5 protein-coding genes are annotated in these 14,304 nt (G+C 37.4%); 3 read left to right on the top strand and 2 right to left on the bottom strand.

Annotation, left to right across the window (positions count from 1 at the left end; translation table 11 throughout):
- Positions 1–61: 61 nt before the first annotated feature.
- Entirely contained in the window at positions 62–535 is a 474-nt protein-coding gene (locus OGZ34_RS03775; protein WP_173965116.1) for a regulatory protein RecX, read from the bottom strand.
- 289 nt (positions 536–824) lie between these two features.
- Between OGZ34_RS03775 and OGZ34_RS03770 the strand changes: the two genes are divergently transcribed.
- From OGZ34_RS03770 to OGZ34_RS03760, 3 genes are all read left to right on the top strand, one after another.
- Positions 825–5,192, top strand: coding sequence for a T9SS sorting signal type C domain-containing protein (locus tag OGZ34_RS03770; protein ID WP_263362184.1), 4,368 nt, complete (start codon positions 825–827; stop codon positions 5,190–5,192).
- Positions 5,193–5,365: 173 nt separating this feature from the next.
- Positions 5,366–9,226, top strand: coding sequence for a T9SS sorting signal type C domain-containing protein (locus OGZ34_RS03765; RefSeq protein ID WP_263362183.1), 3,861 nt, complete (start codon positions 5,366–5,368; stop codon positions 9,224–9,226).
- 575 nt (positions 9,227–9,801) lie between these two features.
- A complete protein-coding gene (locus tag OGZ34_RS03760; RefSeq protein ID WP_263362182.1) occupies positions 9,802–13,299 on the top strand; it encodes a T9SS sorting signal type C domain-containing protein in 3,498 nt (1,165 codons plus the stop codon).
- A 69-nt stretch (positions 13,300–13,368) separates the two neighbouring features.
- Here the strand turns inward: OGZ34_RS03760 and OGZ34_RS03755 are convergent, their stop codons facing one another.
- The gene (locus OGZ34_RS03755) at positions 13,369–14,235 is read right to left on the bottom strand and encodes a cupin-like domain-containing protein (RefSeq protein ID WP_263362181.1); all 867 of its coding nucleotides are present in this window, start codon (positions 14,233–14,235) and stop codon (positions 13,369–13,371) included.
- Positions 14,236–14,304 lie beyond the last annotated feature (69 nt).

The raw sequence follows: 14,304 nt of genomic DNA, 5'->3' as shown, positions 1-14,304 counted from the left end.
TGTGGTGATTTTGACGAGAAAAACCCAGAAGGAATGAGGTTAGGATTGGAATTTTTATAGACTAGAATTCTTTTTCAAGTAAAGTGACTTTATCGTAAACAAGAAAACTTTCGTATCCACGACGAAGCATATAGTCGCAGAATTTTTTTCGTTTTTTTAAGGTGTTTTTTTCGGTAATGCCATTCCAGCATCGTTCAGAAAGTTGGTCAAAAGTGGTCTCGTATTCTTCGGCTGTAATTTCTTTTAAAGCAAGCGTAATGTTGGTCGAAGAAATTTGTTTTGCTTTTAGTTCATTTGTAATTCGGATTCTGCCCCAGTGTTTAATACGGTGTTTGCCTCTGGCAAAGCTACAGGCAAATCTTGTTTCATTTAGAAAGTTAGTTTCAATCAGCTGAACTACAATCATATCGATTTCATCGGCCGTCATTTTGAGGCTGTACAATTTAGAAACTACTTCGGCATGACAACGTTCCTGATAGGCACAATAGTGTTCTAACTTCAGTAAAGCCTCTTTGGGAGTGCAAATTGAATTCATAGCTTTTTTCTTTCTTTTTAACGATTGCTGCTAAAAATAGTCATTTAAATGTTAAAAACACAAGTATTTTTTTTGTTTTTCTCAAAAAAGTCTTCAGCTAAAATGTTGTATATGTGAGGAATTATAATATTTTTGTACGCAAAAATTAACAGTTTATTATGACCTTGTAAAACAGGTTTTTAGCCGTTATTATTTAAAAATAGAACAGAAATAAACAGCGTTTTTTAATGCAGTACGTTTTGTGTTTTGTTTGCAAAAACAAATTTAATCATAAATACCACATAGCCCCATGAATAGAAAACTACTATTAAGTTTTGTATTGTTTTTTACTTACCTTATAAATTATGGACAGTGCTCTGTTTATCCAAGTTCGGGAACGAGTCAGATTGGAGGAGATCAATTTTTTTGTATTGACGGAACAAATCCTATTACAATTGGATCGATGGCCGCAAGAAATTATGTTGTAGTTAATGTAATAAAAGGATATAATTATACCTTTTCAATCCCTAATATTACTTGGGCGGGAGCAGGATCGACTATTAAATATTTAGGACTTTTTGACGATGCACCAGGGAATGCCTTTTTAACTCAGAACAATTCGACAGGTGCCGTTAGTTTAACCTGGACAGCTACTCTTTCTGGTAAAATTAGGGTTTTATTGTTAAGAAATAATAATTGCTCAGCCGAAACAAGTACTACGACTACTACTCTTAGTATGAACTTAAATACAGTAGCCAATAATAGTACGATAGATTCTCAAACGGCCTACGGAGTGGGTTCATGGAAAGGACACATTTATAACTGGACAGGTACTGCTCCTCCAGGAGGTAATCCTTCACCGACAAATCTTTCTGAAACTACTTATCCATTTATTACGGGGTCGCCTGCGAATTATGCGGGGTACTATAATGTTGGTTCGGATGTTATTCCTGTAGGTTTTAATTTTGGAGGAGGTGATGATACGACTTGTTTTGATGTATATTCAGAAGGCAGTGTCAGAGGAAGTATTGATACACATAATTTTGCCATACGTTATCGTATGACATGGAATAAAGCTCCGGGCTGTTATTTTGTAAAGGTTACGGGTGATGATGGTGTTCGTTTGTATGTAGACGGTAAACTGGTTTTTGATCGTTGGGTACAGCAATCACCTACATATTACGATTATATTTTGGTTAACCTTGCAGCGAATTCAAATCTTGTTTTAGATTACTATGAAAATACCGGTAATAATCAGGTAAGTTTTCAAATAGTGCCTTTTGATGCCACTGCCAATACAATTACTGCTCCAACGACAACCAATTTATGTTCAGGAGGAGATCCGGCCCTAATTGAGGGTTCGTTTAAATATAACGACAATGGAACGGAGATGCAAAATCCATACATTAATTATCAATGGAGAGTTTCAACGAATGGAGCTGCCTATGTAAATGTTCCTTCTAACGGTAATTCAAGAACCTATGATCCTCCGGTAATTACTGCTGCAGGAACAAACACAATAACAAAATACAAGCGAATTGCGACAATTAATGCGACTAATGCTCCGGGTGTAACTTGTACCTTTAATGAAAGCAATGAGGTTACTATTATTACAAGTCCGGGTGCACCGGCACGACCAGCAGCAGGTACAATTAGAGGAACAGCAACACAATGTCCATCAGTTAACAATCAAATATATACTGTTGATGCTGTTGCCAATACGGTTCGTTATGATTGGACAGTTCCTACAGGTTGGAGTATCATCAGTGGAGCAGGGACAAACTCTATTACCGTTACTACAGGAACAGTCGGACAAAATGGAAATATAGGAGTTCAGACTTGGAATGGATGTGGATTTAATGCTAATGGACCAAGAACTTTTGCAGTTACAGTTGGTACCGGAAGTATCGGAGGATCGGTTTCGGGAAGTAGTTCCGTTTGCGCGGGAACTAACAATACCGTTTTTAATTTAACCGGAAATACAGGTAACGTAATCAGATGGGAGTCTTCTACAGATAATTTCGCTTCTGTAATTACACCAATAACAAATACAACTACAACATTAACAGCAACAAATGTTTCGGTAACAACGTCCTATAGGGCAGTAGTACAAAATGGAAGCTGTCCTGCGGCAACCTCTGCAGTTGGAACAGTATCTATTAAAAATCCGATTGCAACCGGTGTTACAATTTGCCAGGGAGGTTCAGGCTCTTTAACTACTTCATCGACTTGTGCTGCAATTGCTCAAACGCCTATGACGGCAAGTGGTTCTGGAGGGACATCTAGGACTTTAAATTATGGAGAAGCCGGAAACACTGATATTGTTATTAATTTTCCTTCACTACCGGCTGGTGCAGTAGTCACCAGTACTAATGCTATAATAACCTATACTGCTAAAGGAAATTCATATTTACGAGAATTGCGTGTAAGGATTGAACCACCGGTAGCTATGGGTGCAGCAATAGATGATATAAGTCCTTCTTCAGGAACTACTGGTACTGCTACAAACGCTCCTTTAGCAAGTTGGGCAAATACAAACCCAACAGGAAACTGGGTGTTTAAATTTAAAGAGACTTATGTGGATAATGCCGACCCGGATGCAAATATTTCAAATATTACCATTACAGTTAATTATACTCTACCTTCAACTATAGATTGGTATACAGTAGCCTCGGGAGGAACAAAAGTGGGTTCCGGAGCTTCATTTGACCCGGTTGCTGCTGGTCTTGTAAATGCAAATACTGTTGGTACGACTCCTTTTTATGCGGTTTGTTCTAGTGATCCTGCTGCTTGTAGGACTATGGTAAACTTTGTGATTAACGAAGTTCCGACGACTCCTGTACTAGGAACATTTACACAGCCAACCTGTGTGGTGACTTTTGGTACTATCGCTTTAAGTGGACTTCCTTCTGGAGGTACCTTAACAAGATCACCGGGAGCGGTAGTGGTACCTTATAGCGGAACAACAGTGATAGATAGTAATCTTGCCGGAGGCACCTATAGCTACACAGTTGGAAATGGAAATTGTACCTCGGCTGCGACCACAGGAGTAGTAATCAATCCACCTCCGGCAATAGCAACTTATAACGGTACTTGGGATAATGCTCCCTCAGTAGAAAAGAAACTTATTTTTGCTTCCAATTTTACTTCTACGGGTGATGTAACCGGATGTTCTTGTGAAGTTAATTCCGGAGCGAATGTTACGATAGGAGTTGGGCATACTTTAAATATTACCAATGATGTTAAAGTACTTAGTGGTGGTACAATGACTTTTAAAAATACAGCAAGTCTAGTACAAATTAATAATGTAACTAATACAGGTGATATTACTTATGAGCGAACCACTCCTCCTATATTGCTAAAAGATTATGTGTATTGGTCAACTCCGGTAAGCCCACAAACATTAGTGAATCTTTCGTCTTTAACGCCTAGCACTATGTATTATGGTTTCGATGGTACACAATGGGTTCGAGCGCCTAGGACTGATAATATGGTGGTAGGTAAAGGGTATATTATTCGTGCTCCGTCCAATTATTCGAATAGCTCTAAGACAGCTTATCCGGCAAGTTTTAAAGGAGTTCCGAATAATGGAAATATAGAAACAGAAATGTTGGCTTCAGGAAAAAGTTATTTGATAGGGAATCCGTACCCGTCTGCTTTAAGTGGAGAGAGGTTTGTTTCAGAGGGCATAGAAGGGTTTATAAAAACAAATGAAAATGTAATAAATGGAACCCTTTATTTCTGGACGCACAACACACCGGCAAAACCTGTTGCAAGTAATCAATATACTACGGATGATTATGCTTCATTCAATCTGCTTGGATCAACAAAAGCGAATTCGGGTGGTGATAAGCCAACCGGAGAAATTGCAGCTGGGCAGTCATTTTTTCTAACCACTAAGGCTGCTGGAAAAATATTGTTTACTAACGCAATGCGTTTAGGAGCGGTTGATAACGGACAGTTTTTCAGGCCTGCAAATACTTCAAGAAAAAGTACTATCGAAAGACATCGTATCTGGTTAAACTTGATCAGTACAACTGGAGCTTTCAAACAATTATTGCTAGGTTATGCAGAGGGGGCATCCAACGATTATGAAACTCTATACGACGGATTAACTCTTGATGGTAACCAGTATTTGGACTTTTATACGATAAGTGATACGAAGAAATTTGTAATTCAGGGACGTGCGTTGCCTTTTACAGATTCAGATGTTGTTCCTTTAGGTTACCGAACTGCTGTAGCGGGCGATTTCACGATTTCGATAGACGAAGCAGATGGTAAATTAGCGAAGCAGGCGATTTATGTTGAAGATAAAACGACAGGAGTTATTCATGATTTAACACAAAGCAATTATACTTTTAAAACAGAAGTGGGGAACTTTACAGAACGTTTAGTATTGCGTTACACCGGAAAAACTTTAGGAGTCGGAGACTTTGAAAATGTTAAAGACGGGATCTTAGTTTCGATAAAAAATAAAGTAATTGCGATACAATCTTCTCAGGAAAATATCAAGGAAGTTACAGTGTATGATGTGTCAGGAAAGATTCTTTACAATAAAAAGAAGGTGAGCAATACAGAACTACAAATTCAGAATTTGCCTTCATCCAATCAGGTTTTATTGGTTAAGGTAACTTTGGCAAATGATTTTACAGCTACAAGAAAAATTATATTTCAATAAACTATAAATAATAGTTCATTTCAAAAAGAATCCATTCCGTTTTTCGGAATGGATTCTTTTTTTGCTTAAAAAAGATTTTTAAAATATCACTGAAATCAGGTATTGCAAGTCTCAGACAGAGTATTTATTTTTGAGTTAATTCTTACAATATGTATTAACTTGAATTTTATATTTTGATAAAAAAAATAATCTTTTCTCTGATTTTGGTTGGCTATTTACATAGTCCAGCACTTTGTGCGCAACAAGGTAAAGTAGATATCTCTTTCAACACAGTTGATGACGGACAGAAAGGAGATGGTTTTGATAATATTGTGCGGACAGTATCTTTACAATCGGATCAAAAACTTATTGTCGGTGGAGATTATTTGAGTCTCAATGGAATTTCGACCCACTACTTAACCCGCTTAAATTTGGATGGCAGTATCGATGAAACATGGAATACAGGAACAGGTTTCAACGGTAAAGTTTATACCAGTTACATCCAGCCCGATGGCAAAATAATCGTAGGGGGTAGTTTTACTTCTTTTAATGGAATCAGTTCCGGAAGGCTTATCAGATTAAACAGTGATGGGACTTACGATTCAACTTTTGATACTACCGTTGCTGCCACTGCAGGTATTATTTATAACATTTGCCCACAAAGCGATGGTAAAATAATTATAACCGGAAGTTTTACAAAATATAATAATAGTACGGTAAACCGAGTAGCGCGCATTCTATCAAATGGGAGCTTAGATCCTTCTTTTATTACAGGCTCAGGCTCTTCGGCAAATATTACAAATGCAATTATTTTGTCCGATGGTAAAATCTTGCTGACAGGTAATTTTACTGTTTTTAATACTATTGCAGCCAACAGAATAGTGTGTTTACTTCCGAATGGCAAAGTTGATATTGATTTTAATGTTGGAATGGGTTTTAACGAAGACGTAAACACGATTGTTATCCAATCAAATGGGAAAATTATTCTGGGAGGAAAATTTACAAGCTATAATGGATTTACCGCTAACCGAATTATCAGATTGAATCAGGATGGTAGCATAGATAATGATTTTATAGCCGGTTCTGGTTTTAGCGGGGATGCTGTAGAGGTTATTAAAAACGATTCTAACGGTAATATTATGGTAGGAGGATCGTTCACTGGCTTTTATAATGGAACTTCAGTGAATAGAATTTGTTTGTTAAATTCAAATGGAATTCTTCAAACGGATTTTGGTATTGATTCGGGGCCGGGATCAGGATCAGTTTTGGCTTTGGCAAACGGCACAGAAAATTCCTGGTATGTTGCCGGTTCGTTTTCGGCTTTTGATAGTCTGAATCAGGGAAGATTGGTAAAAATTAATGGAGATGGAGAACATGTAGAAGGATATTTGTCAGCTGGAGTTGGTTTTGATAGCTCTGTTTTGAACGTGCTGCCTCTATCGGATAAAAAGACATTGGTACTTGGGAATTTCAGGAAGTTCAACGGAAATTTTAGCTCACGAATAGCAAGGGTTTTAGCTGATGGGACTTTCGATGCAACTTTTAATTCCGGACAGTCAGGTGCTAATAATGGGATAAGATCTGGGATATTACAATCAGATGGAAAGATTATTTTCGGTGGGAATTTTACAAAGTACAACGAAATTACCTGCAATAGAATCGTCCGGATTTTGCCCGATGGAGCAATAGATAATACTTTTAATATAGGTTCGGGATTTAATGGGCTGGTATATGCCATTGCTATTCAATCGGATGAAAAAGTAATTGTCGCAGGTAACTTTACAAGTTATAACGGGGCGCCGGCTGGAAGAATAATTCGATTGCTGCAAAACGGTTTACGTGATGTTAGTTTTAACACGGATGTTGGTGTCGATGGAGTTGTCGAGACAATAGTTGTGCAACCCGACGATAAAATAATAGTGGGAGGTCGATTTAATAGTTTTAATGGCAATGCATCTCCCAGATTGGTTCGTCTAAATTCTAATGGTAGCGTCGATTCAGGGTTTAAAACAGGGATAGGTTTTGATAAAAATGTTTACACAATTGGACTGCAATCCGATCAGAAAATAGTAGTAGGGGGGGCATTTTTGAGTTACAACGGAATCTCACAAAAACGCATTACCCGACTAAATAGAGATGGGAGTTTAGATGTGCTTTTTGAGAATGGTACTGGTTTTAGTAAAGGCGATGTTCGTAGTATTTTAATTCAGCCGGACGATCGTATTTTGGTAGGCGGAACCTTTTCCGGAACCTATAAATCCAATACAGCTTTACGACTACTGCGTTTGAAAAAATCTGGGGACTACGATTCTTCATTCGAAAGCCAGCTTAACAATAGTCTCTTTGCAATGGGTTTTACACCAGACTATAAGTTGATTATTGGGGGAAGTTTCAACTCAATATCAGGCGTTTCAAAACATAGAATTGCGCGAATCAAACTTTGTTTAGATGCAACAGTATGGGATGGAGGTGTTTGGTCCAATGGTTTTCCGTCGGGAGGAAAAGAAATAGAATTCAAAGGCGATTATGAAAATCTAACTTCTGCAAATGTGTGCAGTTGTGTAATCGATAAAGGGAAAAAGGTTACACTTTTAAATGGGAATACTTTAGGAATCGAACTTTTATATGCGGGTGAAGGGATTTTAACAATGGAGGATTCTGCAAGCCTATATCAGTCTGATGACGACATCGTAAATACAGGTGTCGTTCATTTAAAAAGAAATTCAACTCCCATACGAAAATCGGATTATACGTATTGGTCATCTCCTGTAGACTTACAAAAATTAATAGAGGTATCTCCCAAGTCACATTCAGAAAAATTTTATTCATACAACTATGAGGATAAAAAATGGAATCGGGAGAATCCCACAAATATAATGCTTCGTGGAAGAGGATACATTATTCAGGGACCACAAGATTTTTCCACGACAGTACCGTTAGAATTTGAAGCAACCTTTAAAGGAATACCAAGTAATGGTAAAATTGAGATTAAATTAGGAATCGCCGATAGCTTCAATTTAATTGGAAACCCCTATCCATCTTCTCTCAATGCGGATGTTTTTTTGGCAGAAAACAAATCAAAAATTAAGGGGACACTTTATTTTTGGACACATAATACACCGCTTACCAATTATAAATATACTTCCGATGACTATGCGGTTTACAATTTACTTGGCGGTGTAGGAACAAGAAAAGCCATCGCATCAGGAATTAATGAAACAGTTCCTGATGGAACGATCTCCTCAGGACAGGCTTTTTTTGTCAATAGTAAAGGTCTGATGGAAATAGAATTCAATAATAGTATGCGGCTTATGGGAAGAAACTCGACATTTTTTAAACAAGCAGATAAGATTTCGGATAGAAATATCAAAAATGCAATTGAAAAGCATCGTATATGGTTGAATTTTCAGAACGATGACGGTATTTTTAAACAAATTTTGATTGGTTATATTGGAGATGCAACAAATAGTTACGACATAGATTATGATGCAGAATCAATAAATGGAAACCAGTTTGTTAATTTTTATAGTAGGGTTGAAAGTAAGAACTTGGTAATTCAGGCCAGAGCATTGCCTTTTGTTCAAACGGATTCAATACCGCTTGGTTATGAAACTACTGTTGCAGGAAAATTTAGTATTAGCATTGATCATCAGGATGAATTTTTCAAGAAGTTGAATGTCTTCGTAGAGGACAAAGATTTGAAGATAAAGCATAATTTAAGTCATAGTTCTTATTCATTTGCTACTCAGCCGGGAACTTTTAATGAACGTCTTGTATTAAGCTTTATAGATGAGTCTTTATTGAGAAACGGTTTTGAGAATAAAAAACAAGATATTTTTATCTCAGTTCAGGACAGAGTCGTTAAAGTGACTTCTACACAGGAACTAATCAGTGAAATAATCATTTTTGATGTTTTAGGAAAACAACTGTATCAAAAAGAGAATATTGAAAATCTGGAATTTCAAGGGGCTAAATTCAATTCAAACAACCAGGTTTTGATACTAAAAATCAAATTGAAAAACGGAAAAATGATAACCCGAAAAATTTTGCTTTAAAGATATGTTGGGTTTCTTTTAATTCCTGTTGTTTGTTTTCAATGAACTATTGTTTTCGTAAATAAGGACTTTTAGGTTTCTTTTTTGCGATCTGAAAGGTAATATCGCATTTTTTTAAGTAATAATTTTTATAGTTTTAAAAGAGTACTTTGGACGTGATCCCCTGTGTTTATTGGTAAAGTGTTGTTTGTTAGTGTTTTGTGTGATCGGATAAGTGTTAAAATCGCACAGTTTAATCAAAAACAGTTGTCTTCATTGTAAATAAAATCGTACCTTGTTGTTACTTTACGATTGAAATGCTTAAAAGCCTGTTAAGTTAATTTTTATCCTTTGCTATTAAAACGATATGGAATAGAGTGTCCATTAGTTTTTATCTGCCTAAAATACTGATTGCGAATTTAAATGCCCCATTAAATGAAACAAAAAGTACTTTCCACATCAATATTTTATTTGTGTCTTCAGGATTAGTCTATCCTGTGCATTGTTGTTTTATTTTTTGAGGTATTTAAAAATTACTTTGATCAGATTTCTGTCTGATTGAGAAGTTCTGTTTTTAAATATTAAAAAATACCACGATGAGAAAATATTTACTTACACTTCAGTTATTTGCATTCCCTTTGTTTTTTTATGCACAGACTAAAACAGTCTCTTTTTCAAGTGTTGGAACAAGTAGTTTTTATGTTCCTGCGGGTGTATCATCAGTAACTATGAGCGCCTGGGGAGGCGGTGGAGCCGGAGGTGGCTCAACTGTTCCGGGTCTGTCTTTACAGAGAGCTGCCGGAGGAGGAGGAGGAGGGGCTTTTGCAGGGGGTACCTACTCTATGAGCATGTCTATTCAAACGACCTTGTCGATTACGGTTGGTAAAGGAGGTGCAGGAGCTTTGTCAGCTAATGGAGGTGCTGGCGATAATTCCTCAATTACAGGTTATGTAACGGCACTTGCAGGAAATGGTGGGATTGTCAATAATGGTACAGTCACCAATCCGGCAGGAGGCGCCGGAGGATTAGCTTCAGGATCTACAGGAGCAACTAAAGTCGACGGAGTAAGTGGTGGAGCCGGTGAGACACTTTTACCTGCTGTAACCGGAGCCGGAGGAGCCGGAGGTACTAGCGGGGCAGATGTCGGAGGAGCCGGAGGGGCGAGTATTACAGGTTTACTAGCCAATAGTAATGGTAATCCCGGAACTCAGCCAGGAGGTGGTGGGAGTGGTGGAAAATCGGCACTTTTAGGTTCCGCTTCAACAGGGGGAGCCGGAGGAACCGGAAAAGTTGTGATTGTTTATACTTGTCCAACTTATAGTCTAACAAGTATATCAGCCTCGACCGTAAATATTTGTACCGGAACATCGTCAACAATAACCCTAAATGGTAGTTTACCGGTAGGAGCATATAGTGTTGCTTATCAGGTAGGCGGAGTAACTCAGACACCGGTAAGTATGACTGTAAGTACAAGTGGAACCAGTACTTTTACAGCTCCCGGATTTTCAGCTTTAGGAAGTAAAAGTTTAACAGTTACATCTTTAACTTCTGGAACAAGTGGCAATGCTGCCGATAATTGTGCTTCAACGATCAGTGCAAATAATACTACTTCAGTAAATGTAACATCATCCGGAACAGCTCCTGTTGCTTTAGCAGGAACCGGAGCAACCTGTACCCAGATTACAGCAAATTGGCAATCTGTTTCGGGATCAACTTATTACACATTGGATCTTTCGACAGATATTAATTTCGGAAGTTTTGTTGGAACCTATAACGGTTTGAATGTTGGAAATGTTTTAACGGTAAATATTACAGGTTTAAGCAATGCGACTACTTATTATTACAGAGTTCGAGCATTTAACGGTACCTGTTTGAGTGCTTATTCGAATACCGTAACTTACAAACCAGCTGTTTCTCCGGGTAATGTTGTATTGCAGGCAGCCACGAATACTTTTTGCACTGCATTTACGGCAAATTGGAGTGCGGAAGTCAATGCGGTGAGTTATCTGTTAGATGTCTCTCTTGCGAATACATTTGCCAGTTTTGTATCAGGATATAATGCTCTTGATATAGGAAATGTGACGACCTATACAGTGACCGGACTGACTGTAGGTACAACCTATTATTACAGACTCAGATCAAAGAATGGTTGTGGAACCAGTGCTACTGGTACCGCAACAGTACAAAATATAACGACGACTACTCAGCCAGGCACACCACTTAATGATCCGGTGGTTCAGCCCACCTGTGATGTTCTGACGGGTACTGTCGTTTTGAAGAATTTGCCAAACAGAAACGATTATACGATTACTCAAACTGGTACGTTCTCCAATACTTATTCGGGAGGAGTAGGTGCCGATTGGACTAAATATACCATTACAGGCCTGGCTCCCGGTACATATAATTTTACGGTACAATATCCGGGCACCTGCGCTTCTTTGTCATTGTCGAGTATTGTTGTAAATGCTTTGGCAACGAATACCTATACAATTGCAGGAGGATGGTCGCTTGGAACGCCAACAACAAGCCAGAATGTTGTTTTTGCAGATGATTTTTCTTCGTCCGGAGACGTGAATAGTTGTGGTTGTACGATAAATGCCGGAAAAAAAGTAACCATAAATAGTTCAAATACGTTAACAGTTAAGAATGCACTAATTGTCGATTCGGGAGCAGGTACTTCTTTGACTTTCAAAACCAGTTCAAGTTTGTTTCAGGTGAATACTGCAGTTAACTCAGGAAGTATTTTTTATGAGCGAACAAGTCCCGGGATCTTAAAAAAAGATTATCTGTATTGGTCAACTCCCGTAAATCCTCAAAGATTAATTGATCTTTCATCCGGAACAGCAGCAACAAAATATTATGGTTTTGATGGCACACAATGGGTAGTTACCGATAGAACCACTAATATGGTAGTAGGCAAAGGGTATATCATTCGTGGCCCAGAGACCTATTCGAATACTGTTAAAGCACCTTTTACGGGAATTTTTTCAGGAGTTCCGAACAATGGAAGTTTGGAAGGAGAATTTTTAAGTTCGGGAAAAAGTTATTTAGTAGGAAATCCTTATCCATCTGCTTTAAATGCCGATGCCCTTCTAAGCGGAAACAGTTTACTGGGTGGAACCATTTATTTTTGGACACACAATACGCCTGTACAGTTAACCTATACAAATCAGTATACAACCGATGATTATGCTTCTTATAATTTAAGTGGCGGAGTTTCTGCTAAATCAGATCCATTACATAGTGATATTCCGGCCAATGATAATGGAATTAAACCAACGGGTAAAATAGCAGCGGGACAATCATTTTTTGTAACTACTGTAGCCGCAGGGAAAGTACAGTTTAACAATTCGATGCGGGTAGCAGGAAATAATAATCAGTTTTTTAAATCTGAAAACACATCAAAAGAAACGGCTCTGGTAAAAAAACGTATTTGGTTAAACATGACCAATACATCCGGGGCCTTTAAACAGTTACTTGTAGGGTATATTGAGGGAGCTACGAATGAGTATGATGCCAACTATGACGGAATTAGTTTTAATGCTAATCCTTATCTCGATTTTTATAGTATAGCTAACGGGAACAATTATGTAATTCAGGGAAGGGCTTTGCCTTTTGTTGATACCGATCTCGTTCCGTTAGGGTATCGTACTACAATCGCGGGTGAATTTACGATTTCGATTGACGAAGTAGACCTTAATATGAATGAACAGCCGATTTATATCGAAGATAAAGTAATGGGCGTAATTCATGATTTAAAACAGAGTAATTACACTTTTACAACCGCAATAGGAACTTTCGCAGATCGACTGGTGTTGCGTTATAAAGGAAAAACGTTAGGCACCGATGATTTCGAAAACCTGCAGAATGCCATTTTTGTTTCAGTCAAAAATAGAATAATAAACGTGATGTCATCAAATGAACAGCTTAAAGAGGTCTCAGTTTTTGATGTGTCGGGGAAATTGATGTACAACAAAAAGAAAATTAGCAATAAAGAATTACAAATACCAAATCTGGCACCAGGGAATCAGATAGTACTGGTAAAAGTGACGTTAGAAAATGATGCTACACGAACTAAAAAAATAGTTTTTTAGATAATTAATAGAAAAAGCAGTTGCAAACTGAAATTTTGCGACTGCTTTTTAAACAATCAGAAAAGGCTTTCAGAAAGGTTTTTGCAGATTTTGATTGGTATTTTGAATTGCTTTTTCATTTTTATAATCAATCCATTTTTGGCCTTTGAATTTGCGCATCATAATATCAAAGTTACGCATGATAAAAACATTGTAAACAGCTTTCGATAAGTTTGTAATATTTTTAGGAAAAGCTCTTAGGCTCATCGAAAAACCAGGTGTTAAATACTTCATGTAATGCCAGTACCCTTCAGGCATGTATAACATTTCACCGTGTTTTAGATTGGTGATAAATCCTTGTGCCTTTTTTAGAGCTGGGAATTTTTCGTAATCAGGATTGTCAAAATCTATATCTTCTCTTGAAATTAAAGCGTGGGGCACTTTATACATATATTTAGACTGATCCGGAGCAAAGAGCATGCATTGTTTTTCTCCATGAAAATGAAAGTGTAAAATGTTAGAGTAATCAATATCATAATGCATGAATACACGTGCCTTTTCTCCACCAAAAAAAAGCATAGGCATTTGTTTGACCAGATTTAAACCTATATCCGGCCATAGAAAGTCCTCTTTTAAAGACGGGACTTCTTTCATTAAATTATAAAGAAAAATGCGATAATTAGTTGGCTTCGATTCCAGAAGATGAATATAGTCGCTCATTTTCATGGTAGTATGAGCTTCATTAAATCCGTCTTCATGATTTACGGGTCTGTCATCGTATAAGGGAACGATGATGTTTCCTGCGACTTCGTTGATATAAGATAATTTCCATCTTTGATAAGCTGGCCAGTCTTCGGTCAATTCTTCAACAACAACAGGAATTTGCTTTTTTACATATTGGGAAATAAAATCTGCTTTTGAAATTTTTTTTACCCGTTCGATTTGTTTTAACTTCATCTCTCTTAAATAAAAAAATTGCTTATAACACATGTTATAAGCAATTTAAAAATATTTATCGAGATTTAT

It is taken from the genome of Flavobacterium collinsii (assembly GCF_946903285.1).
Taxonomy (GTDB): Bacteria; Bacteroidota; Bacteroidia; order Flavobacteriales; family Flavobacteriaceae; genus Flavobacterium; species Flavobacterium collinsii.
This window is presented reverse-complemented; position numbering and strand designations above follow the sequence as displayed.

Coding starts and splice junctions, on each gene's coding strand:
- OGZ34_RS03775 (WP_173965116.1), bottom strand. CDS start 535: ATGAATTCAATTTGCACTCCCAAAGAGGCTTTACTGAAGTTAGAACAC.
- OGZ34_RS03770 (WP_263362184.1), top strand. CDS start 825: ATGAATAGAAAACTACTATTAAGTTTTGTATTGTTTTTTACTTACCTT.
- OGZ34_RS03760 (WP_263362182.1), top strand. CDS start 9,802: ATGAGAAAATATTTACTTACACTTCAGTTATTTGCATTCCCTTTGTTT.
- OGZ34_RS03755 (WP_263362181.1), bottom strand. CDS start 14,235: ATGAAGTTAAAACAAATCGAACGGGTAAAAAAAATTTCAAAAGCAGAT.